The organism is Streptacidiphilus melanogenes (assembly GCF_000787835.1).
GTDB classification, from domain to species: domain Bacteria; phylum Actinomycetota; class Actinomycetes; order Streptomycetales; family Streptomycetaceae; genus Streptacidiphilus; species Streptacidiphilus melanogenes.
Genome location: NZ_BBPP01000003.1, coordinates 372688 through 395442, shown reverse-complemented (window position 1 = coordinate 395442; position 22755 = coordinate 372688). Strand labels below are relative to the sequence as shown.

20 protein-coding genes and 3 pseudogenes are annotated in these 22755 nt (G+C 69.6%); 8 read left to right on the top strand and 15 right to left on the bottom strand.

Features of this window, described 5'->3' with window-relative positions:
* Nucleotides 1–76 precede the first annotated feature (76 nt).
* Entirely contained in the window at nucleotides 77–2368 is a 2292-nt protein-coding gene (locus TR49_RS05635) for an FdhF/YdeP family oxidoreductase (protein WP_042377708.1), read from the top strand.
* 425 nt (nucleotides 2369–2793) lie between these two features.
* Here TR49_RS05635 and TR49_RS05630 read toward each other — a convergent pair whose 3' ends face one another.
* Together TR49_RS05630 and TR49_RS05625 are read right to left on the bottom strand one after the other, a co-directional pair.
* Entirely contained in the window at nucleotides 2794–3672 is an 879-nt protein-coding gene (locus TR49_RS05630; protein ID WP_042377706.1) for an aldo/keto reductase, read from the bottom strand.
* Nucleotides 3673–3709: 37 nt separating this feature from the next.
* Entirely contained in the window at nucleotides 3710–4744 is a 1035-nt protein-coding gene (locus tag TR49_RS05625) for a zinc-binding dehydrogenase (RefSeq protein WP_042377705.1), read from the bottom strand.
* Nucleotides 4745–5112: 368 nt separating this feature from the next.
* Here TR49_RS05625 and TR49_RS05620 point away from each other — a divergent pair, with 368 nt between their 5' ends.
* Nucleotides 5113–6000 (top strand): helix-turn-helix transcriptional regulator, encoded by an 888-nt coding sequence (locus tag TR49_RS05620; protein WP_042377703.1) that lies wholly within the window; start codon nucleotides 5113–5115, stop codon nucleotides 5998–6000.
* Nucleotides 6001–6114: 114 nt separating this feature from the next.
* On the opposite strand, the gene TR49_RS05615 is transcribed toward TR49_RS05620, so the two are convergent.
* The gene (locus TR49_RS05615; protein ID WP_042377702.1) at nucleotides 6115–7098 is read right to left on the bottom strand and encodes a patatin-like phospholipase family protein; all 984 of its coding nucleotides are present in this window, start codon (nucleotides 7096–7098) and stop codon (nucleotides 6115–6117) included.
* Between the two features lie 137 nt (nucleotides 7099–7235).
* Nucleotides 7236–7390 (bottom strand): annotated as a pseudogene (locus TR49_RS45225) (IS701 family transposase); the annotation flags it as partial.
* Nucleotides 7391–7605: 215 nt separating this feature from the next.
* Between TR49_RS45225 and TR49_RS05605 the strand changes: the two are divergent.
* Nucleotides 7606–9153: a serine hydrolase domain-containing protein gene (locus tag TR49_RS05605; RefSeq protein WP_152627081.1), complete on the top strand. Its 1548-nt coding sequence runs from the start codon at nucleotides 7606–7608 to the stop codon at nucleotides 9151–9153.
* Between the two features lie 206 nt (nucleotides 9154–9359).
* Nucleotides 9360–9722: a hypothetical protein gene (locus TR49_RS05600; protein WP_152627080.1), complete on the top strand. Its 363-nt coding sequence runs from the start codon at nucleotides 9360–9362 to the stop codon at nucleotides 9720–9722.
* A 198-nt stretch (nucleotides 9723–9920) separates the two neighbouring features.
* Here TR49_RS05600 and TR49_RS05595 read toward each other — a convergent pair whose 3' ends face one another.
* Complete coding sequence (locus tag TR49_RS05595; RefSeq protein ID WP_052434035.1) at nucleotides 9921–10307, bottom strand: hypothetical protein; 387 nt, start codon at nucleotides 10305–10307, stop codon at nucleotides 9921–9923.
* 350 nt (nucleotides 10308–10657) lie between these two features.
* On the opposite strand from TR49_RS05595, the pseudogene TR49_RS46975 reads away from it, so the two are divergent.
* Nucleotides 10658–11449 (top strand): annotated as a pseudogene (locus tag TR49_RS46975) (IS630 family transposase); the annotation flags it as partial.
* A 152-nt stretch (nucleotides 11450–11601) separates the two neighbouring features.
* On the opposite strand, the gene TR49_RS05590 reads toward TR49_RS46975, so the two are convergent.
* Nucleotides 11602–12042 (bottom strand): VOC family protein, encoded by a 441-nt coding sequence (locus TR49_RS05590; RefSeq protein WP_042377694.1) that lies wholly within the window; start codon nucleotides 12040–12042, stop codon nucleotides 11602–11604.
* A 240-nt stretch (nucleotides 12043–12282) separates the two neighbouring features.
* Between TR49_RS05590 and TR49_RS05585 the strand changes: the two genes are divergently transcribed.
* Complete coding sequence (locus TR49_RS05585; RefSeq protein ID WP_042377693.1) at nucleotides 12283–12705, top strand: hypothetical protein; 423 nt, start codon at nucleotides 12283–12285, stop codon at nucleotides 12703–12705.
* A 25-nt stretch (nucleotides 12706–12730) separates the two neighbouring features.
* Here TR49_RS05585 and TR49_RS05580 read toward each other — a convergent pair whose 3' ends face one another.
* Nucleotides 12731–13132 carry a VOC family protein gene (locus TR49_RS05580; protein WP_042377692.1) on the bottom strand — a complete coding sequence of 134 codons (402 nt, stop codon included), beginning with the start codon at nucleotides 13130–13132 and terminating at the stop codon, nucleotides 12731–12733.
* Nucleotides 13129–13644: a cupin domain-containing protein gene (locus tag TR49_RS05575; protein WP_042377908.1), complete on the bottom strand. Its 516-nt coding sequence runs from the start codon at nucleotides 13642–13644 to the stop codon at nucleotides 13129–13131. The genes TR49_RS05580 and TR49_RS05575 overlap by 4 nt, the downstream gene beginning before the upstream one ends.
* A 1101-nt stretch (nucleotides 13645–14745) precedes the next feature.
* Between TR49_RS05575 and TR49_RS43580 the strand changes: the two genes are divergently transcribed.
* Nucleotides 14746–14904 carry a hypothetical protein gene (locus tag TR49_RS43580; RefSeq protein ID WP_160311544.1) on the top strand — a complete coding sequence of 53 codons (159 nt, stop codon included), beginning with the start codon at nucleotides 14746–14748 and terminating at the stop codon, nucleotides 14902–14904.
* Between the two features lie 119 nt (nucleotides 14905–15023).
* Here the strand turns inward: TR49_RS43580 and TR49_RS05570 are convergent, their stop codons facing one another.
* The 5 genes from TR49_RS05570 to TR49_RS05550 all read right to left on the bottom strand — a co-directional run bounded on the left by TR49_RS05570 (nucleotide 15024) and on the right by TR49_RS05550 (nucleotide 20116).
* Nucleotides 15024–15470 carry a peptidase inhibitor family I36 protein gene (locus TR49_RS05570; protein ID WP_042377683.1) on the bottom strand — a complete coding sequence of 149 codons (447 nt, stop codon included), beginning with the start codon at nucleotides 15468–15470 and terminating at the stop codon, nucleotides 15024–15026.
* Nucleotides 15471–15759: 289 nt separating this feature from the next.
* Nucleotides 15760–16356: a hypothetical protein gene (locus tag TR49_RS05565; RefSeq protein ID WP_042377679.1), complete on the bottom strand. Its 597-nt coding sequence runs from the start codon at nucleotides 16354–16356 to the stop codon at nucleotides 15760–15762.
* Nucleotides 16353–16994: an RNA polymerase sigma factor gene (locus TR49_RS05560; protein WP_042377677.1), complete on the bottom strand. Its 642-nt coding sequence runs from the start codon at nucleotides 16992–16994 to the stop codon at nucleotides 16353–16355. The genes TR49_RS05565 and TR49_RS05560 overlap by 4 nt, the downstream gene beginning before the upstream one ends.
* Nucleotides 16995–17733: 739 nt before the next feature.
* Complete coding sequence (locus tag TR49_RS05555) at nucleotides 17734–18624, bottom strand: hypothetical protein (RefSeq protein ID WP_042377675.1); 891 nt, start codon at nucleotides 18622–18624, stop codon at nucleotides 17734–17736.
* Nucleotides 18625–18982: 358 nt separating this feature from the next.
* Nucleotides 18983–20116, bottom strand: coding sequence for a serpin family protein (locus TR49_RS05550; RefSeq protein WP_236653230.1), 1134 nt, complete (start codon nucleotides 20114–20116; stop codon nucleotides 18983–18985).
* A 261-nt stretch (nucleotides 20117–20377) separates the two neighbouring features.
* Here TR49_RS05550 and TR49_RS45220 point away from each other — a divergent pair.
* Nucleotides 20378–20584: pseudogene (locus tag TR49_RS45220) on the top strand (transposase); the annotation flags it as partial.
* 293 nt (nucleotides 20585–20877) lie between these two features.
* Here the strand turns inward: TR49_RS45220 and TR49_RS05545 are convergent.
* The gene (locus tag TR49_RS05545; RefSeq protein WP_152627079.1) at nucleotides 20878–21513 is read right to left on the bottom strand and encodes a hypothetical protein; all 636 of its coding nucleotides are present in this window, start codon (nucleotides 21511–21513) and stop codon (nucleotides 20878–20880) included.
* A gap of 464 nt (nucleotides 21514–21977) precedes the next feature.
* The coding region (locus tag TR49_RS46295) for an Ig-like domain repeat protein (RefSeq protein WP_268874053.1) at nucleotides 21978–22755 on the bottom strand (778 nt) is incomplete at its 5' end.

Sequence of the window (22755 nt, the reverse complement as noted above, 5' to 3'; positions counted from 1 at the left end):
GCGGGTCCAGGGCCACTCCGGTTTCCGTGCCCGCGCGACGGGCGGCACGATCCATCAGAACGGGACAGATCCAGCGATGAGCACCGACGAGGACCCAAGCGACGACCTCAAGGTCACACCACCCAAGACCTGGGCGACCGGCGTCCCGGCAGTGACCCACGCGCTCGAGTACTCGCTGTCGCAGACGTCGCCGCGCAGGACCGCCCTGACCCTGCTGAACATCAATCAGGTGAAGGGCTTCGACTGTCCGGGCTGCGCCTGGCCGGAACCGAAGCCGGGACAGCGGCACCTCAACGAGTACTGCGAAAACGGCGCCAAGCACATCAACGACGAGGCCACCTCGCGGCGGATCACCGCCGACTTCTTCCGCGAGCACTCGATCGAGGACCTGGACGACAAGTCGGACTACTGGCTCAACCAGCAAGGACGCCTCACCGAGCCGATGGTCAAGCGCCCGGGCGCGACCCACTACGAGCCGATCGGCTGGGACGAGGCCCTCAGCCTGCTCGCCAACGAACTGCGGGCGCTGGACTCCCCTGACGAAGCCCTGTTCTACGTCTCGGGCCGACTCAACAACGAGGCCGCCTTCCTCCTGCAGCTGTTCGCACGCGCTTACGGCACCAACAACCTCCCGGACTGCTCCAACCTGTGCCACGAATCCAGCGGTCGGGGACTCGGCCAGAGCCTGGGCATCGGCAAGGGCAGCGTCTCCCTCGACGACATCCACCACAGCGACCTGATCTTCGTCGTCGGCCAGAACCCGGGCACCAACCACCCCCGGATGCTCTCCTCCCTGGAGGAGACCAAGCGCAACGGCGGCCAGATCGTCGCCGTCAACACCCTGCCCGAAGCCGGCCTGATGCGCTTCAAGCACCCGCAGAAGGCCCGGGGCGTGATCGGCCGCGGCACGCCGATCGCCGACCAGTTCGTCCACATCCGCGCCGGCGGGGACCTCGCCCTGTTCCAGGCCCTCAACAAGCTGCTGCTGGAGGCCGAGGACGCCGCGCCCGGCACCGTGCTCGACCACGCCTGGATCGACACCCACAGCACCGGCTTCCACGAGTTCGCCGAACACGCCCGCACGATCTCGTGGAGCGACATCCTCACTGCCACCGGGCTGACCCGAGAAGAGATCGAGCAGGTCCACGAGCGGGTTCTCGCCAGCAGGAGCGCCATCGTGTGCTGGGCGATGGGCGTGACCCAGCACAAACACGGCGTGGCCACCATCCGCGAGATCGTCAACTTCCTGATGCTGCGCGGCAACATCGGCAAGCCCGGAGCGGGCGTGTGCCCCGTCCGCGGCCACAGCAACGTCCAGGGTGACCGCACCATGGGCGTCTGGGAGCAGATGCCGCAGTCGTTCCTCGACGCCCTGGGACGCGAGTTCGGCTTCACCGCGCCCGCACACCACGGCTACGACGCGGTGCGGGGCATCCGCGCGATGCTCGACGGCGACGCCAAGGTCTTCCTCGGCGTCGCCGGGAACTTCGTCCGGGCCAGCCCCGACAGCGCCGCAACCGAGCGGGCGATGCGCGGCTGTCGACTGACCGCCCACATATCGACCAAGCTGAACCGCTCCCACACCGTCTGCGGTGAGACCGCGCTGATCCTGCCCACGCTGGGCCGCAGCGACCGGGACGTCCAGGCCGGCGGTGAACAGTTCGTCACCGTCGAGGACTCGATGAGCGACGTGCACGCCTCCCGCGGCAAGCTGCCACCGGCGTCCCCCTGGCTGCTCAGCGAGGTCGCGATCATCGCCCGGCTGGCCCGCAGGACTCTCGGCGCCACGCCGGACATCCCCTGGGAACAGTTCGAGGGCGACTACGGCACCGTCCGGGACCGGATCGCCCGCGTGGTCCCCGGCTTCGACAACTTCAACGAGCGAGTCTCCCGGCCCGGCGGCTTCCACCTGCCGAACCCCGTCAACCACGGCACGTTCCGCACCCCGACCGGAAAGGCCACCTTCACCTGCAACGCCTTCGAGATGCCGCTCGTCCCCGAGGGCCACCTGCTCCTGCAGAGCCTGCGTTCCCACGACCAGTGGAACACCGTCCCCTACTCGCTGAACGACCGGTACCGCGGGGTCCTGGGCGCCCGGCGCGTCGTCATGGTCAACCCCGAGGACCTGGCCGAACTCGGGATCGCCGACCGCGACCAGGTGGACCTGGTGAGCGTGTGGCACGACGGCGTCGAACGCCGTGCGAAGAACTTCACCGTGGTCTCCTACCCCGCCAGCCGCGGCTCCGCCGCGGCCTACTACCCGGAGACCAACGTTCTGGTCCCCCTCGACAGCGTGGCCGACGCCAGCAACTGCCCCACCTCCAAGGGCGTCGTCGTCCGCCTGGAACCCGCGGCAGTCACCGCCTGACGCCGCTCGCCGTCCACAGGCGATCGGGAAGCGGGAAGATCGGGAGCACTCCCGCCCCGGAGGCACGGCTCCGGGCGGCTCTGGCACGCGTTGCGGCACGTGTCGACTTGCCGCTCACACGCGGGCCGGCGCGGCGGACGGATCCGGTCACGCGCAGGCCCTTCGTCGCGACGGACCAGGCGGCCGAGCGGCGCGGCATCCGTGTCGCCGGGCAGGGGTGTGTGCCCCCTGGTGCCGCTGATCGCCCCCTGCGGGGCGCTGCGGGCCGGCGACGCGATGAGCGCCTTCATGCTGTCCCGACGGGCAGGCGCAGCGTGGTTGCGCTCCTACCACGTTCGCGCAGGCCCCTGCCGTTCGGGCAGGGGCCCGCGCAGGCAGAAGCCGGTTCCCGCGCCTACACGAGTGCAGGCGGTGCTGAATGGGTGTCAGGCTTCGGGGATGTCGCGGCCGAAGGTCTCCAGGGTGATGAGGTCGGGTTCGGGGCCGCCGCGGACGCCGGTGTCGAGGGCGTCGAGGGCCGCGAGTTCGGTAGGGGTGAGTTCGAAGTCGAAGACGTCGAAGTTCTCCGCGATCCGCCTGGGGTTCACCGACTTGGGGATGGCCGAGCGCCCCTCCTGCAGGTGCCAGCGGATCATCACCTGAGCCGGGGTCTTGCCGTGCGCGGCGCCGATCGCGGCAATCGTCGGGTCATCGAAGGTGCTGGTTCCGGCGCCGCGGTAACTGGTGATGCCGCCGATCGGGGACCACGCCTGGGTGAGGATGCCGCGGCCGGCGTCGGCGGTCTGGACCGTGGGCTGGGTGAAGAACGGGTGCACCTCGACCTGGTTCACCGCAGGGACGATGCCGGTCTGCTTGAGCAGGGTGTCGAGGTGGTCGGGCATGAAGTTGCTGACGCCGATCGCGCGGACGCGTCCGTCAGCGAGCAGGGTCTCCAGGGCGCGGTAGGCGTCCTGAGTGAGGTCGAAGCGGCTGGGCAGGGCCTGATGGAGGATGAGCAGGTCGATCTGGTCGACGCCGAGCTTGCCGGCGCTCTTGTCGAAGGCGTGGAGTGTCTGGTCGTAGCCGTAGTCGCTGATCCAGACCTTGGTCTCGATGAAGACTTCGTCACGGGGCAGTCCGGAGTCGCGGATGGCCTCTCCGACGCCACGTTCGTTGGCGTAGGCGGCCGCGGTGTCGATAAGGCGGTATCCGGTCTCCAGGGCGGTGCGGACGGCCTGGGCGGTGACGTCCGGGGGTGTCTGGAAGACGCCGAAGCCGAGGGCGGGCATCGTCACGCCGTTGTTCAACGTCACGTTGGTGGTCATGAGGCTCTCCGGGCGGTTTGCGGTTGCGGTGGGTGGTTCACGGCGTGACGAGCACCTTGAGGGCCCGGCGGTCGGCCATCGCCTGGTAGCCGTCGGGGACGCCCGCGAGGTCGACGGTGCGGTCGAAGACGCGGCCGGGTTGGATGCGGCCCTCCAGGACGTCGGGGAGGATGTCGTCGATGTAGTGGCGGGCCGGGTCGACGCCGCCGGTCAGGGTGATGTTGCGCATGATCATGTCCATCCCGATCGGCCCGTCGGTGTACGAGGGGACGCCGACCCGGCTGACCACACCGCCGTCGCGGACGGCGGCGAAGGACGTGGTCAGGGTCTGCATGGAGCCGACGCATTCCAGAACGGCGTCCGCGCCGCGGCCTGCGGTCAGCTTCCGCACCTGCTCGGCGCCCTCCGCGCCGGTGGCCAGGACGACGTCGGTGGCCCCGAAGTCAACGCCGAGCGTGGTGCGGTCGGTGTGGCGGCCCATCAGGATGACCTGCTCGGCGCCCAGGCGCTTGGCCGCGAGGACCGCGCACAGGCCGACGGCGCCGTCGCCGACGACCGCGACGGTCGTCCCCGGCCGGACGTTCGCGGTGACGGCGGCGTGGTGCCCCGTGCAGAACACGTCGGTGAGGGTCATCAGCGAGGGCAGCAGCGCGGAGTCGGGCGCGACCGGCAGCTTGACCAGGGTGCCGGTGGCTTGGGGGACGCGGACGGCTTCGCCCTGGCCGCCGTCGACGCCGGCGAAACCGTACCGGCCGCCGTGAGGGCAGGAGGTCTGCAGTCCGTGCCGGCACCACCAGCAGGTGTTGTCGGCGTAGGTGAACGGGGAGAGCACGAGGTCGCCGCGCCCCAGGCCGGTGACCTCGCTGCCGGTGTCCTCGACGATGCCGAGGAACTCGTGCCCCATCTGCCGGCCTGCGACAGTGGTGGGCGCGGATCGGTAGGGGTGCAGGTCGCTGCCGCAGATCGCGGCACGCACCACGCGGACGATCGCGTCGGTCGGGTGCTGGATCACGGGGTCGGGCACGGTTTCGACGCGCACGTCCCCGGCGCCGTACATCAGGGTGGCTCGCATGGGATCAAATCTCCTTGAGGTGATCAGTGACGGCATCCGCTCCGGTGCGGGCGGCTGAGGAGGGTCAGCTGCGCGGGGCACGGCGAGGCCGATGGCGCCGGTGGCCGCGAGGAGGACGGCTGCGCCGACCAGGCCCGTGCGCATGCCGGGGGCGAAAGCGGAGCCGGGCAGAACCGGCGAGCCGGACCGGCGCCAGGGCCGGATCGGCTGTTCGAGCGGCGGTGGACATCGGTGCCTCCTGCGGTGAAGCTGCTGGTGAATCGCTCCCCAGACAACACCGCCCATGCCGCCGATTCGACGGTGAAAGGAACCCTGCCAGGGTCCCCCAGGCACGTGCCCGAAACGGGGTCCGGCCGTAGTGTCGAGGCATGGACCGACGCAGCGAGATCCGCGACTTCCTCACCACCCGGCGCGCCCGCGTCACCCCCGAACAGGCCGGCCTGAAGGTCTCCCCGCTCGCCGGTGCCCGCCGTGTCCCCGGGCTGCGCCGAGAAGAAGTCGCCCTGCTCGCCGGCGTCAGCCTCCCCTACTACACCCGGCTGGAGCGGGGCGACGCCTGCGGCGCCACCGACGCCGTCCTGGACGCCATCGCCCGCGCGCTGCTCCTCGACGACGCCGAACGCGCCCACCTCTTCGACCTCGTCCGTACCGCCAACGCCGCAGCCGGCACCGCCGCCCAGGGCCGAGCCACGCGCCACCCCCAGCGCCGCCCGATCCGCCCCGAGCTGTGGAACATGCTGGAGGCCATGAGCGGCGTCCCCGCCTACATCCGCAACGGCCGGCTCGACGTCCTCGCCGGCAACCCCCTGGCCCGCGCACTGTTCGCCCCGGTCTTCAACAGCCCGGCCCGGCCGGTCAACTCCGCCCGCTTCACCTTCCTCGACCCGGCCGCGGCGGCGTTCTACCCCGACTGGGACGCCGTCGCCGACCAGAACGTCGCCACCCTGCGCGCCGAAGTCGGCCGCAACCCCCACGACAAGGCCCTGTCCGACCTGATCGGCGAACTGTCCACCCGCGGCGACACCTTCCGCGAACGCTGGGCCCAGCACGAAGTCCGACGCCACCGCTCCGGCGCCAAACGCCTCAACCACCCCCTCGTCGGGCAGTTGACCTTCACGTACGAGACGATGGAACTCGCCGCCGACGAAGGCCTGTACCTCATCGTCTGCGGCGTCGCCCCCGGCAGCCGCGACGCCGAGACCCTCGACCTCCTCGCCAGCTGGAACGCCACCGCACCGACGACGTCACCGGCCTGACTCGATCATTTCCGAGAGGCGCCGGGCCGTGAGAGCCGGTGCATTCTCAGCTCGGGAGCAGCTTCAGGGTCGTGGCGCGGGCGCTGGGAGCGAATCCCCTGAGCCCACTGATCGCTACGACGTCGGCGGAACCTGTCGGGGCTGCCGGTCCAGGAACTTCCGGGCAGCCTCCTGGCCGCTGGTGAACAGGCGTTGCCGGGTCTGCACATCAAGTTGGAAGTCGGTCGCCGCGATGCCCAGGGTGTCGACGAAGATGGTGCGCTGGTCCACGCCTTCCTCCTGCAGGTGGTAGCGGTTCCAGCCGCTTGTCAGCGTCTCCGCGCAGGTGATGGCGATGCCGAGGGCTGTCTTCACGGGATGGTCCGGCGCCGGACTTGGCTGGCCGGAGAGCTTGATGCCCCAGGTGTCCCAGCGCGGCGGCTTGGCATCCGTCCGGTCGAAGACGGTGATGGGGAAGTTGGAGAGCAGACCCCCGTCCACCCAGGTCGCTGTACCGGTCGCAGTTTCGATCTGGACCGGCCGGAAGTAGAACGGGATGGACATCGACGCCCGTACCGCGTCCACCACCCGCTGCCGGTCGGCTTGCAGACCGTACTGCGGGTAGTCCCACGGCAGGCGAACCAGTGCCCGACGGGACACGTCGCTGGCGTGCACCACCAGCGAATAGCGCTGATAGGAGGCGAGGGAGCTGTCCGGATCGTCCTGATCGGAGATGGCGAGATCGGCGAAGGTGACCACGTTCGCCTTGGCCAGCTCGGCCCCGAGCCAGTCAACGAGGTAACCGCCCGAGTGCGCGCCCTCGTGCAGCAGCGCCTCGACGCCCTGCCCCAGGGCCCCGGTGAGGCGCGCGATGACCGGACCGTCAGCGAACTTGGTGTAGTCGACCGTGTCCATCACCTCGCGCAGCCCGTGCAGGTCCCTGCCGTCCTTCTGATAGGCCGCGATGAGTGACGCGACGATCGCGCCGGCGCTGGTGCCGGCCACACGCGGGAAGTGGTATCCCGCATCGACCAGGGTGAGGACCGCCCCGAGGAGTCCGATGCCCTTCACGCCGCCGCCTTCCAGCACCAGGTCGACGGGCTTCGCTTGATCGGTCATGTCCTCCTTGTCGGTACGAATCAGGTTCCGCTTGAGAACGTCGCTGCCCGACCTGGCCACCCTCCCACCCGTTCGGTGGCTCGTGGGTGGCTCAGCTCGTGGCGCATGGACGACAGCCGCCGCTTCGCTTGGCAGCAGCCGGTCCAGGAGCGGCCCTCGAAGCGGTCCACGCCGAGGGCGGTCTTCAGTTCGCGGTCGTCGTGCTCGATCCGCCGGCGGATCTCGGCCAGTCGCACGAGTTCGTTCGCCGGTGTGGTTCCGGCAGGTCCGACACCCAGTCGTGCGTGGGTGCTCCCTCGCTCGGACGTTCCTGGAGGTGAGTCCGGATGGCCCGGGTGGCGGGTTGGGCGGATCAATCGGGTGAGGCTTCGTCGCCCTGGGCGGAGTGTTCGCGAGTGTCGTCGTAGGTGGTGAATACGCTGCGGAGGCGGGCCTCAAGGGAAGCCTCTCCGAGAAGGGCCCGGAGGCGACGAGAAGGGCAGTCGGGTGGATCTCAGCTCCGCCACGGTGAGCACATCGACCCGGGCGACGCGCAGGACGGTACTGCAGGCGCTGATGGCGGGTGGACTGTCAGCCGGGCTGAGCGCCTGGCCGCCCACTGCTGCCCGGGCGGCGGATTCGGGCGGCGGATGGGCGTCGTTCGCCGACCGGGTGAGGGCCGAGTTCACGGCGATGGGCCTCGTCGGTGCGGCGGTGGCCGTGGTCAGCAGTGACCGCGTCCTGCTCACTCTGCCGCTCGGTGTGCGGGATCTGGGCACCTGTGTGCCGGTCTCGCCGTCGGCACGGTTCCTGGTCGCCTCGACGACAAAGTCGATGACCTCGCTGCTCGTCGCCACCTACGTCGACCAGCACCGGCTGGCGTGGGACCAGCCAGTGGCCGACGCCTGGCCGGGATTCCGCGCGCCCACCGATGAGCTGACGCACACCCTGAGAGTCCGCGATCTGCTGGGCATGGCCACGGGGATCGACGAACCGCCTGCTCTCTCCGGTCTGCACGAGGGCGACCCGACAGCCCCTCAACTGCTCCAGTCCCTCGTCAATCTCCCGGTGAAGGCACCGCCTGACACCACCTTCATCTACAACAACACCGTGTATTCCGCGGGCGGCTACCTGCCGCTGCTTCACTCCGGGGTGTCCGACGACGACCTGACCGGTCGGTTCGCCAACGAGATGCGGCGCCGGGTGTACGGGCCGTCCGGCATGACCGGGGCCCGGATCGCCGACGATCCGCGCGGGCTCGTCGTCGACTTCATGCGCGGCTACGGACCAGACCTCACCGGCGCCAACAGGACGCTCGCGTACGGGCCGGTCGGCAGCTACGCCCCAGCGGGCGGCACTCTCGCCTCACTCGACGACATGGCCGCCTACGTGCGCATGCAACTGCGACGAGGCGTCTCCGTGAACGGCCACCGGGTGGTGTCGGCGCGGAACCTCGCCGAGTGCTGGAAGCCGCACATCCCCGTCCCCGTGTCACCAGAACTCGACCCCGACGCCACGTCCTCCGGGTACGCCATGGGCTGGATCCACAACCGTTACCGCGACGGGACCTCGCTGATCTGGCACAACGGCGGCATCGACGGCTTCACCTCGTTCATCGGCTTCCTACCGCAGCACGACCTCGGGCTCGTCGTGCTCAACGCGATGAACCCGGCCCCGACCGGCCCCTTCTTCTACCTCTACGTCCTCAACCTGTTGCTCAGCGAGCGGTTCGGGCTCAACAGGGGCGTCCCGGCCAAGATCCACGCCCAGTATCTGGCCGCTCTCGAAGGCCTGCGCCTCCTGGGCCGCCAGACCCGACCTGCCGACCCGGCGGCCACCGCGCCGTACCTGGGCTTCTACGAGGCCGGCTACCGGCTCACTCGGGACGGCCACCATCTCAACCTCCACCTCGGTCCACGGACCATGCCCCTCGGCCTCCTGCCGGACGGCACCTACGTGATGACCGGCGGACTGCTGGTGGAGAACAAGGTCCGCCTGACCCGCGACCCCGACGGGACCCCACGTATCGAGGTGGTCGGGTTCGAGACGGTCCGCCGCACCGTCGGGCTGTCGTAGCCGTCAACCGGGGCGGGCGCCGGCACCGGCCCCACCAGCCTCTGAACTCACTCGGCTCACTCACCGCCGAGGTGCTCAGCGACGAGCTTGCGTGGTGCGGCACTGGCGCCCCTGCCCGCCAGCGGCGCTGCGCCGAACAGGGTGAATCGCCACGGGCGCGTGTGCGTCGACGTCAGCCGGCCGCGTTTGAGGCGTATACGTCATGTATGGCACAGACCAAAGAGTTGAAGCTGCACGAGCTCGACGCCGCCTGGATCATCGCACTGTGGCTCGCCATTCACGGCGGGGACCCCTCTCCCGAGGTCGTCGTGAGCGAGTCCACAGCGCTTGCCGCTGCCGCCCTGGCCAGCCAGCTCCAATCGGCCTACCCCAACGGCTCACTGACGTTCGAAGCACTGGAGAAGAAGCTCCAGGATCTCAACATCACCGCCACCCACGGCCCCGAGCCCAAGGCGGAGTCACTCCAGACCGGCGAGCCGCAGCCGGTACCGCCGCCGCGTCCGTACTGCTTCACCTACAACGGCCAGCGAATCTGCATCTACCTGCCCAGGACGCACACCTACGCCTAGAAGGCTCGGGCACCTCCGGTGTTGCCCACTCGGCTGGCGAAACCTGCGTCGCTCCCGGGTGCTGGCCCTGGTCCGCAAAGGGACCAGGGCCTGCTCGTCCGGCTCCCTTGCGACCACTGTTCGAAAACGCGAGAGTGCGGGGGACTGTACCGGCTGCGGGTCGCCCCGCAGAGGTGCGGAGTCGGGGTTGGGCCAGACCTAGCCGAGGTTGACGACAAGGGCTCCCGTCCGCGCCTGCTTGTTCGTGATCTTCGTCTTCCCGTGCAGGAGGAGCTGCACCGAATAGGAGTCCGAGCCGCTCGGTACGCCGGGCACCACGATGGGGAACACACAGGCGGTGTTGTCGAGCATTCCGGCTCCCAGAGAGCCGGTTGCGACGACCCGATCCGCCGAGTCCTGGACGGTCACCAGCGTCCCTTTGTCGACGTAGCCGAGACCCCCCGCGCCGCTGCAGGACCCCACGCCGCCACCGCTGATGCGCGCCTGTCCCACCGGCGTGAACGTCCCGTCGGAACCGGACAGACCCCACGTCAGCGCAACGGAGCCCGCACCGACCACGAACCCGGCAACGGCCACCGCGCCCATGACTCTCCGGGAGCGGGAACCCTGCACAGGCCCGGGCTCTCCCGGCTCCGAGCCGGCCGGCGAATCGGCTCCCCCGTCGAACGATTCGTCAGACACTGCTCCAGCATGGCATCGCGCGAAACCCTTGGGTAGGCACGGGAACGCGGCGCCCTCACGGTGCAGGGCCGGGCGCCGTCGAAGGCTTCCAGGAGGCGCCGTGCAGCCGACGTCGCCGTCAACTCGCCATCCCGGCACCGGGTTTCGAGCGCAGTCGTCAGTCGTCGCTCACGCCAGCGACGTGCTGAGGGGCGGGCCGGACTAGGTTCCTGCGGGAGCTGGGCTGCGCTGGAAGGCGACATCCGACAGGTCAGTGGGTGGAGGACCAGGTGTGGACGGCTGCGCGGGTGGCAACGCTGATCGGGCGGAAGTTCCACGTGTCGTACAGCGTGTCGGGTGCCACGAGGCTGATGCACCGGCTCGGCTTCAGCCCGCAGGTCCCCGCCCGGCGGGTGGCCGAGCGCGACGAGCAGGCGGTCACCGTGTGGAAGGAGGCGACCTGGGCGGAGGAAAAAGGCGCGGGCGGCCTGCGGGGGCTACATCCGCGTCGAGGACGAAGCAGGCTTCACCCGCCGACCGCCCAAAGCCCGCACCTGGGGCCGACGAGGCCGCACCCCGGTCGTGACCGTCAGCGGCCGCCGCTCGGGACGCCTGTCCGTGGTCGGGTTGATCGCCATGCGGCCGGGCTCGCGCACCCGACTGTGCCACCGCGTCCTCGCCCACCCCCGCGGGCAGAGGCAAGCGCCGCAGCATGGGCGAGCGCGACTTCATCGCCCTGGTCGACGGTGTCGACCACCTCGTCAAGGCGCCGATCGTGCTGGTCTGGGACCGCCTGAACACCCACATCTCCCACGCCATGCGCGAGTTGATCACCCAACGCACCTGGCTGACAGTCTTCCTGCTGCCCGCCTACTCGCCCGACCTGAACCCCGTCGAATGGTCTGAGCACACGTCAAGCGCAGCCACGCCAACCTGGCGGTGGTCGCCATGGACCGACTCGAAGCCCGCGTCCGCAACCGACTCAAGCGCCTGCAGTACCGGCCAGAAACCTCGACGGCTTCATAGCCGGCACCGGTCTGACCCTCGACAACCCACCCACACTCTGACGAGCCGAAGTCAGGATGTGGCCGGGAGCGGGTGGGCGTGTCGCAGTACCGTGCTCCACCAGCTGCCGGGTCCGCTAGCCTCGGCGAGTTCTTGCTGCCCACCCGCGCCACGCTGGTGCCGCTCCCCGATCGGCGCCCACCCGACACCGTGCTCACTGCACGCAGAACTCATTGCCCTCCGGGTCCTGGAGCGTCACGTGGAACCCGGCGGGCTCGTCGACCCGGTACAGGACGGTGGCGCCCAGGGCGGTGAGCCGCTCGGTCTCCGCGTCGAGGCGGTCGCGGCCGACGTTGAGGTCCAGGTGCAGCCGGTTCTTGCCGGCCTTCGCCTCGGTCACGGTCTGGAACAGCAGGCGGCGGCCCGAGTCCTCGCGGGTGCTGCCCGGCAGTACGGCGGCCGCGGCGACGGACCAGGCGAGCCGGCCGTTGTGGGTGACGACGTCGGTGTCGTCGGCGTACCCGGCCTCAAGCGCGGCGCGGACGGCGGGTTCGTGGTCCTCGACGGCCCAGCCGAGGGCCGCGGCCCAGAAGTCGGCCAGGCGGTGCGGGTCGGCTGCGTCCACGGCGATCTGGAATCTCACGGGAGAGGTCATGCCGCCACGATAGTGACTGATACGAAGATGAACGGAAATGAGCAACAGAGTCCGCAACCGGCTCAAACGCCTCCTCCGAGGGGTGTCGCTCGGCAGCCTGCGTCCGCACCGTCTCCCGGCGCCACTGTCCTGCGGCGGCCGGCCCGCCGTCATCTGGTCACCCTGATGTGCCGAAGTCAGTAAGCGACCGGATGTCGAGATGCTGACCGGCACCTCCTCCACCCCCGTCTGGCGCGGAGCATGACCGGCGGAGAACTGACCTTGGGGGCGCTGCCCGTGCGGCTGGAGGACCGGGAGCGGGAGATCGCCGCGCAGGCCGAAACGGCCCGGGGGAAGATCGCGGAGCTGACAGCGCTGCTGGACGGGCGCGACACCGCCGCCGAGGAGATCCGGATCACGCGCAAGACACGGCTGGAACTGCCCGATCCCGAGCTGCCTGTGCCGCCGGCCGCGAAACTGCCGGACCATCCGGCCTACGAGCAGATCATGGCGGTCTTCGCTTCGGCCGACGTCCCGATGCGGGCGCGGACGGTGTGTGAGGCGATGGATGTGGAGATCGCTCCGAGCACCATCAACAATGTCCGTCTGAAGCTCAAGCGGCTCGCCGAGCGGGGAATCCTGGCCGAGGCCGAGCAGGGGCTGTCCGCCCTGCCTCAGCCGTGATCCGGCCACTCGACGGCAGCGGGCTTCAGGCGTTCCAGGAGCGCGAGCAAAGCACCAGGCGGTAGCCGTCGGGATCAGCGACAGTCACGCCGTACTGGTCCCAGTAGGGGTTGTGCGCAGTGGCGCGGGTGCCCCCCGCGGCGATGAGGCGGTCGACGAGGGCGTCGTCGACCGCGGCACCGAGATAGAGGACGAAGAGGTCGTCCACAGTGGGCGTGGGCTCCAGCGGCCGCTCGGGGTCGTGGGTGAGCTCGAAGTGCCAGGGGCCGCCGGGAAGTCCGAGCATCACCAGATCATGCTCGCCGGACACACGCTCGGTCGTGCGCCACAGAACGTCGAGCCCGAGGCCCTCGACGTAGAAGCGCTCGGCGGCCCCAAGGTTCCGCGAGGGGCGGGCGATCCGGATGCGGGTGTCTGGGGTGATCACTCCGAGGCCTCCAGGGTCGCGCGCCAGACCGGGCTGTCAACGTAGTGATTGTCGAAATGACCCGAAGTCTCGGCGAGTCGGCTTGGGGGTTCCTCACCGCGGGTGACCTGTCCCAGCAGGCGCAAGTAGTCGAAGCGGTCCATGCCCGGCGTGAAGACGCACAGGACGTCGGCACCCGAGCCTGGGGCGGCGCGGAAGGCGTGCGGGGTGCCCGGAGGCACGGCGAGGAAGTCACCCTGGTGCAGGACAGTGACTTCCTCACCGAGCAACACCTGGAGCGAGCCGCCCAGCACGAAGAGCAACTCCCAGGCGCGCGTGTGGAAGTGGGCAGGCGCGCCGGTGGCCCCCTCCACGAAGGTCGAGCGGTAGCTCGTGAACGCGCCCGCGGTCTGGGTCGAATCAGCGAGGAGTGTCATCACTGCACTGGGGTCGGCGCAGGTCTCGGCCTCGCCACCGCGCGTCAGCACCGTTCGCGTGGTGATGTGGCCGTTCAGGTCGTGATCCAAAGTCATGATCGCGACCTTACCGATCAGGTATGACAAGAGCACCGTACGAAAGCCCGTCCTCGCCTTTACCTATGCCGTCGAGCGCACGACATGGGCTCAAGCACCTCGTCCGCAGAGCACCTCACCGAGTGCAGCCGCCTTGTTGACCCAGGCCCGTCGGCAGCCTGGCCCCAGTCCCATGACCAGCTCACCCCGCCTAAGACCGCGCAAAGAGAGACATTCGCTTGCGCATCGTCCCCTCAGAGCTGTCAAGTGCCGCCGTGGATCGAGCTGCGCGAGTATGTTCTGGCAGGGTGGCCCGGTCAATCCGGTGGAGCTGACGTTGACGGTCGATGGCCGTCACCGCCTGTGGGTCTACGCCCTGGAACGGCCGCGAGCAGCCTGGCTGCTGCTCCGGCTGGTGGTCGGTCTGACAGCCTCTCCCTTGTGCTTCGCGACGGCCTGGTGCGCCGTCAGGTGGGCCGGCTTGTCGGGCGAGACTTTGGTGGCCCTGGGATGCGGCCTCGGCTTCTTGGGCGGAGCCCTTGGATTCGCCGCGAGAGAGGCAGCCGATATTCCGGTGCGGCTCGTTGGGCTGACCCGGACCAGCGGGCGACTACTCGCGGGGGCTGTGGTCGCCTTCGGCGCTCTGCCGTGGTTTCTGCCGAACACCCTGCGACTGCCCGGCGCTGTGGGCTTTCCGGTGCTGTGCCTGGAGTGGCTGATCAGTGCGGCGGTGTTCGTCGTCGTCGCTGCGTTGATGCTGCCGGGCCGAGCTCCGCAGGGTGCGGCCGGAGCCGTGCTGCTGGCAGTGCTCCTCGCCTGGATGCCGCTGCGGCAGTTGGTGATCACCGCCGCGGACACGGCTGCGCTCGACAGTTTCGGTGGACCTCCGCGCGAACTGGTGAGGGTCGTCGACTGGCCTGGGATGCAGCCGGAGTCCAACGGCTACACGCAGGGGACCATGACGATCGAGTACGACTTCCCGTCCCTTCTCCCCGTACCCGATGGCGACTTCGGGACGTTGACCGTGCAACGAGCGGATTCGGTGGACCCGTGTGCGGTCCTGCGCGCCACCGCCGCCGGCGGCGGACCGACGCCGGCTTGCCGGTCCTTGGGAGCCGGGCTGTGGACCACCGGCACTGCGCCCTCGCGCAGCACACCGGAGGTCTGCTGGTTCGACTGGTCGAATCGGACTGTGCCCCCGGTGAGGAGTCGAACCTGGAATCGATCATCCGCACCCAGCGGCCCGCCAACGATCTGGAGCTGCTCAGCATCGGCCGTTGAGTCACTCGACCGGTGGGCCCCACCTGCAGCGATGACTCTACGAGCCCCAGAGGCGCAGCCCAGGGTTGGAGCAGCCCCGCCGGTTGCAGCCGGCGGGGCCGTACGCGGTGGCAACGTACTCAGATGGAATAGCTGTACGACTTCGTGGGCACGGCAGATCCCTCGCAGACCTGGTCCGCAATTGCCGTGGTGCTGCTGACCGCAACGCCAGTGCCCAGGGCCGCGATGCCGATGCTGCTGCTGTAGCCCCCGGAATTGAACGTGCGCATCTGGTCGTAGTCCTTGTCGATGTCGTTGTATCGGTACACGTAGGCGTTGACCGGCAGGTTGCTGACGTAGGACGTAATGCCGCTCATCCCGAGGTTATGCGGCACGAAGCAGGAGTTGGTGCTGGAGGCGATGACCTTGGTGCCCCCGAAGTTCGTACCGGAGTAGACGCAGAGGTAGCCGGAGGTGCAGCCGCCCAACGTGATGGTGGCCGACGCGGGCGCTGCGGTCGCGAGCAGCGCGCCGCTTGCGACTCCGAGAGCGGTCAGGGTCGTCGCGGTCTTGGTCTTCCAGTTCATGGTCGTTCCTCCCCAATGACGATCTTGGCTGGAGCGGCGAGTCTAGGTAGGCCATCGCAGCAGGGCTAGAGCGTAGGACGGACATGGCCGGAAGAGACCAGAAGATCTTCCTTGCGCGCTATATGACGGATCGTCTGTGGCCGCACGCTGCACGGAGCCGGAATCTGTGGGCATCATCGACCCTGCCCAACGGGGTCCACGACTGGGTGTCAGCCGCAGGATGCGGCGCCCGTCGAATACCTTCCGAGTACCACTGGCCCGCCGAGAGAAATCCGGGCCGGCTGCCGCTCTACGGCCTACCGGCCAGTCGCGCCAGGCCCAGGTCCTGACACAACTGCGCACTCTTGCCGGGAAGCACCGCGGCCTCCCCGTCGTCGAGGACGCACGCGGTGAGCGGCGGAACACTGCCGTCAGGTTGCCCCGAGGGCGCCCCGACCCGCCCGGGCTGGACGACTCCGGCCTGCCAGAGCCCGGCACACGCGTTGACCGCGGCCGCCACGGACGCGCTGATGTCCGTCGGTGCCACCCCGGGCGTTGTCGCCGCAGACGTGTCGCTGTAGTTGGCGCTCAAGCTGGCGGCGCTGTAGCACCGGACCAGGTTGTGCTGGGAGGCGGGAGCCTTGCCCAACATGGTGGTGGCCGCGATCGCCGCACCGCCGGTCAGGGCGAGAAGGGTTCCCGACAGGGCCAGGTAGGTCCGCCGTCGACGGCGGGGGGCAGACGCAGCGCTGACAGAGACGGCCTGCCGCTTGATTTCACGCATCAGGTGTTCCTTCCGGAGCAGATGACGGTCGTCGCGGAGATCGGGATCGCCCGGAGCCGGCAGAAGTAGCGCCAGTTCCTCCTGAAGCACTGCCTCCGACGTGCTGTCCGAGGTGGCATTCATCGCGTGTTCTCCTGAATCGACCGGGCCGCGTCAGCGCGGCCACCTGGTATCTGTCCACCGGCGCCAGGGCGTTGCAGGCTGTTCCCACGTTCCTGCGCGAGTTGTCGTTCGGCGAGCTCGCGCAGCTTGATGCGGGCCCTGGACAGCCGGGAGCGCACCGTTCCTGGTGCGACGCCAAGAGCCTGCGCGACCTCACCGGGGGTGAGCCCCGCCCATACGCACAGGGTGAACACCTCCTGCTCGGCGGGGCGCAGGCGGGAGAGAGCGGCGCGGGCTGCCGCCAACTGTTCGGCATCGGCCAGACGGCACACCAACTCGTCGACGAAGTCAGGCAGCGACTCGCCCACGGGGAGTCGCGCCATCGCGGCTCGGTGGCGGCGGGCCGCGCGAGCCGTGTTACGCAGCACGTTCGTGGCGATGCCCAGCAGCCAGGGCCGTAGGCTGTCCCCGTCGGGGTGCACCTTCTCCCGCACCCGCCAGGCCTCAAGGAACGTCAAGGAGACCACGTCCTCGGCGGCCGTCCGGTCGCCGGTCATCCGCACCGCATGCCGGTACACCACGCGCGCATGGTCTTCGTATAGCTGCTCAAATGCACCCGGATCCCCGGATCGCACCCGAACGCGCAGAGAATCTTCCACACTCGGTCCTGTCCGCCACACAGGGAGCGTTGCTGTGACTACCGCCACACCACTGAGGCGAGCGTGCCAGACTTCGCCCAAGGTGATGCGAACTGCTCCCTGTCGAGTGGGAGCTGCCCCCGAGCGGCGTCCAACCTCCTTGAATTAGGGTGGCATGACTGGGGGTCAAGGGGTCGCAGGTTCAAATCCTGTCGTCCCGACTCGGACGCCAGGTGCTGCAGCGGGGCGTCCGCCCTCGAGTCGACCCGCGAACGGATCAGCGTTCGCCGTCTCGCCGGACTCGTGGATGCGATGGTGGAAACGATGGTCAGCCCATCTGGGGCTGGCACTGACGGCCGCGATGTTCTTTTCCTCGTTCTTTTCCTCGCGGTGCGCACTATGGGCAGGCTGGCCTTCATCGCGCCAGCACCCAAAGCCGCGGAGCGGTTGCCCCCGTTGGAACCAACAGTGGCAACCGCAGTCATCCGGCTCCGCGAGGCGGGCGGCTACGCATGTTCTGGCCGTGGCCGGAGCCGTCGGCCGAGTGAGCGAACACGTTGTTGATCAGGGCTGCGCTCGACCCATCGGTTCAGTTCTCGAACGAGCCCCAACCGTATCCCGGCGAGTTGCAGTTCTGGCAAACGTTTCAGATCGGGCAGCTCTCGCCCCCGCCCGGGCCCGCCGCGAACGTGCCCCCGTTGCCATCCGGTGCAGGCCCCCCTGTTCCGCGGAGTTCGGCCGCCTGCCAGCTCAGGTCAGGTCACTGCAGGGTGACGATCTTGTGCATCCCCAGCACCGCGTGCGGGATGCCGTTGCGCTCGTCGGGCACCATGCAGAGCAGCACGTAGCGCCCCGGTTGCAGGCCGTGCGCCTGTACCGAGGCTGTGTGGTCCGTGGACAGGGCGCCGAACCCGGTGGCCGGCCCCGTGAACGGCGACCGGGCCGGACGCCCGAACTGCACGTTCCGCAGGTACTGCGCGATCTGGTCCTCGGTGGTGTGCGCGCCGATCGGCCGCAGCTCCATTTCGTGGATCTGGTCGGACTGGTCGTGCACCAGGTAGGCCAGGTGCGCGTGGTCGACGTCCTCGGTCTGGAAGCTCAGACCGTGCTCGATCACGATGCCGTCGTCGAAGCGGGCCTGGTTGACGCTCGGCCCGCCGGTGCCGGCCAGGGTCAGCAGCTTGGCGACCGGGTGGGCCGGGTCCTTGCGCAGCGCGGTGAGGTCGAGCAGGTAGACCGGGCCGGGCGCGATCTCCTCGGTGAACTGCTCGTGCACCCGCGAGGTGACGAGCGCTCCCCCGAGCAGGTCCGCCTCCCGGTTCACGGCCCGAATCCCCTCGGCCGCGCTGTGCGGGCGGGAGCTGACGGCCTTGGCGAGGTCCTGGTAGACCTGCCCGGGTGTCACGCCCTCGTGCGGGCGCAGCACCTGGAGCTGGCGGCCGTTCGGGTCGTCCGTCTTGACCCGGAAGCTGACCAGGCCGCCCTTCGCGCTGTCCGGCGCCTGGATGCCCGATGCGCCGATGCTCACCTCGATGGGGTGGTCCTCGGGCGAGGCGGCACCGGCCACCCCGCTCGCGCCGAGGCTGGTCGCCAGCGCGAGCGCCGAAACGGTCGCGGTCCGGGCCAGCCTTGAGAAAACGTGCTCCGACATGGAGATCCTTCCGACGGATTGTCACCGGAGCGATGCATTCCCCGCAGCCGATCACCCCTGGCGCTGGAAAGCGACCGTTCGCCCTATCGGTTCAGCGGACCGCCGGCTCTGCGGCGCTGGCTGCGGACCGCGCTCCAGAGCCGAAAGACGGCCTGCTGATCACCCACCGGCCGACCCGCCAGGCCCCGGCAGATCCCGACCTCCATCGCGGACCACGCCGTCAGCCGTAAGAGCTGCGGATCTCTTCTTCGACCGAACCCGTGCGTCGAGGTGTACCCCGTGCCGTTGCTCCGTCCCGGGGTCCGGGCATGCCGTCCGCTCGCGCGGCCGGCGTGGTCGCCGGGGGTGGCCCACCTCGTCAGGCATGGGGCGACCGGGGTGTCGACGCCTGCCAGGCGGTGAACAACGGCAGTCCGGTGCTGCCGGCGAAGACCACGATGCCGAACGGCCTGTCAAAGGCGATGTGCCTGGTGCGCGGTACGCGGCCGGACACGCCCAGAGTTCTCTGCCAGCTCTGGCTCACGGCTGCTGCTCGGACACCCTTCTCGTCGATCATCAGAACCGACTCCTGGCTGACCCTGTCGAGGCGCAGCGGCTCGGGCGACATGCCGGAGAAGTCGGCGAGGTCGGACGCTGCCAAGGGCGCGCCGAGCGAGGCCAGGAGCCGCTCCGCGCGCAGACGCGTGCGCAGGTTCAGTCGCGGGAGCGCGATGGTGACCGCGTCCGCGTCGATCGGCCGGCGGCGCTCGTGCGCCGCCCAGGCGGCCGGCAGGACGTCCGCCGGACCCCGGCCCTGCGCTCCCATCACACAGCTCACCTGGAGCGGCACCCGGCCCGGTTCCACCTCGCAGCGCAGGGCGACCACGTCCACCTCGTCCTGCGGATCTCCGGAGGGGGCCTTCACGGTCCACGCGTACGAAGGCCGCGGCAGCGCCTTGGCCATCGTCGGGACGAGGCGCTCGACGCCGTGGGCGTCGGTGAAGGTCTGGTCGGAGGTCTTCTCCTGCTTGAATCGACCGGCCCATGTGCCGTCCAGCTGGAGCGCGTTGACGAGCACAAGCAGCTCATCCCCGCTCGGACGGTCCGGCAGCTGACCGATCAGTCCGTCGGTGCGCTCCCTGCCCCAGGCGTCGATCGCCGAGACGTCGGCCGGGTCCAGGTGGCCGAAGCGGACCTCCGGCAGACGCTCGCGGTAGTCCCGGTAGAGCGCGATCCGCGACCACACACCTGTCGCGACCGCGACGCCTTGCGTCGCCGACAGCAGTGCCGTCGCCTCGGTGACGGCGGAGGCGGCCTCCGGCCCGGCCACACCGAGCAGTTCACGCAGCTCCCGCGCGGTACCCGACCCGATCCCGGCCCCGGCCGCGACGGCCGACAACGCGAGCCACAGACCCCCGGGCGAGCAGGCGAAGTCGCCGTATCCGTCCGACACCGCCGCGTCCTGGGCCACCGACATCACCAGTCGCTCGGCGAACCCCCGAATCCCACCCACACGGTGAGCAGGAACAACTTGCCCCGCCACACGTCCTCCCCTCCCACACCACCCGCACGCCAGGCTGCAGCCCGAACAGTACGTCAGGCCCCCGCCAACGCCGAACGAGCGAACTCACCGGCACGGCAACCCGATTCGGCGACCGGTGAACAATGCGTTCATCGGACGCCGAAGAACCGCGGGACCACTGATCACCCTGTTCATCCGAAGCCCTGCACGCTGCCGTCCGTGACAGAGTCCGACGACATCAGACGATGGGTTCGCGCGCGCAACATCACCCCGAGCATCGCCCGGCGAGGCATCGAATCCTCCCAGCGACTGGGGCGTCGCCGTTGGACCGTCGAGCGCACCGTGTCCTGGCTCGCCGGATGCCGCAGACTTCACCGCCGCTACGAGCGCAGGGCCGAGCACTTCCTTGTCTTCGCGGGCATCGCCGCGGCACTCATCTGCTTCCGGCGTCTCTCACGTCAGATGCGACGCGGCGGCCTTGCCCTACGGGGCGTTCCAGGCGGAGATGATGGGTTGCCCATCCTCGGTGACCAGGATGCTGAGAGTGCCGGGATGCCTAATCGTCCCGGTCGTCGCCTCGATGCGGTTCGTCCGGAGGAGGAAGCGGGCCGCCTGCGGAGTCCTTCAGGTCCTCCGAAGCCGGCCAAGGCTTATCAGGAGCGTCTCCCTGGGTGTAGTCCAGATTCCGGTTGACCTTGTTGGCCTTCGGGTCCATTGGTGACCGCCTCCGCAGGCCAAGCCTACTCAGGTGGTCAGCACCTCTGGTTGTCCAGCTCGTCGTAGGCGGATGCCTGGTGTCCCTCGCCCCACATCTCGACGTAGCCGTTGGTTACCGTCTTGAAGTTGTGGGTGCCGGTTCCGGCGCAGTCGTAGTCGAAGTCCATGGCGAGGCTGTACTGGCCGGCGTTGCCGTCCTCGTCCGTCTTCAGCTCCTCCCAGCCGTCCCAGCGCAGGCGGGCGATTCCGCTCAGCATCTGTATCTCCTCGGCCGGAATAGTGCAGTGGGTGAAGCTGTCGCTCTCGATGTAGCTGCCCGAACGCGAGAGCAGCACGACCAACCCGCACTGCGACGGCAGGCTGTTCGGCCTGACGACGCTGCCGTGATGATTGTTGGCGACCCTCACGAACGGCACTTCGACGATCTTGATAGCGCGGCCTCCCCGCGCCTTGATCGCATCGATTCTCTGCTGCACGTCGGCCGGGTATGCCTTGGGCTTCGGCTTGGTCGCGGCCTGCGCGGGCGCCCCCAAGCCACCAAGGCTCAGGACACAGCAGGCGGCCGCGAGCACAGCGACAGAACAAAGACGCACGGCAGTTCTCCCCTCGGCGGGGACTTCGCTCGGCTGCGCGCCGCGCGCGACGCCCTCGCTGTTCAGGTTCGCCAGCATCCGGTCATGGACCAGGCCCGCGCCGAGGGATGCTCGAAGGAGACTGGCTATGCGCTACAGAAAGGCCGCGCGCCGCACTGCCCGCGCACGAGGCCAAGGACGAGAGCGGGACCAAGCAGGTGTAGCTGGCGACACACCCGGTCTCCTCTTCACGCGCGGCAGGGGGACCGATGACATCCCGCCAGGTCTGGAGACCGCCGACCCTTGGGGATCTGCAAGGCCCGAGCGGACCGGGACGGCGACCGGCGCCGGAAGGCCGGACAGTTCTAGCTCAACCCCCGTCCCGGTGCCCAGGCGGCTGGGCTTCGGCCGCACACTGACCTCGCCCACCCCGTCTTCTGGGCACCGTTCGCACCTCCCATCGTCCTCGCTGCTCCCAGGCGTACCCAAGGGCTCCGGCTGGGGCCGTGGACCGGCCCTGGCCCGTACACGAGCCAGAGCCAGAAGTTGTGAACGGAGCCAGGTCAGGGGTTCACGGTGACGGTGGCGGTTTCGGGGTTGGCGCCGTTGCCCTGGTAGACGGTGTCGCCGCTGTAGACCGCGGTGATGATGTGCGGGCCGGTGGTGCGGAAGGCGGTGACGGTCCCGGCCGCCGCGCAGTTTCCCAGAGAGAGGAACAGGCGTCCGGTGCCCAGGGTCTTGCCGGTGGTGGTGTCGGTGAACGTCACGGTGCCGGTGGGCCTGGTCGTGGCGCCGCCGATGGGGCAGACCAGGTCGCTCAGCACAACCGGGAGTCCGACCCGGGTGCGCTGCGGCATCGCGGTCAGGTACGTGGTTACGGGCTTGCCCGGCGTGGTGTAGCTGATGGTGATGCTCGCGGCGGCGCTGGTGACGGTGGGGCCGGTGCCGCCGGCCGGGACGAGGGACGAGCCGCCGCCTCCGCCTCCGCCGGAGGAGATGACGCCGGAGCCGACGACTCGGTTGCCTCCGCCCCCGCCCCCGTAGAGCCCGCCTCCGCCTCCGCCTCCGCTGTTGCCGCCGTTGCCGCCGTTGCCTGGGCTGCCAGGGCTGCCGTTGGGGGTTCCGGCGGTGCCGCCCATGGTTTGTGTGCCGGGCCCGCCGCCGGTGCTGGTGGGCCCGCCTGGACACGTACTGGTGCCTCCTGCGGCCCCGGCGTCACCGCCAGGACTGCCGTCGGCCGGATTGCACGGGGCGATGCCGGGTGCGCTGGCTCCGCCGCCTCCGGCTGCCACGATGAGGCGGGAATCGGTGGTGGTGAGGGGGGTCGTGCTGGGCTGGGTG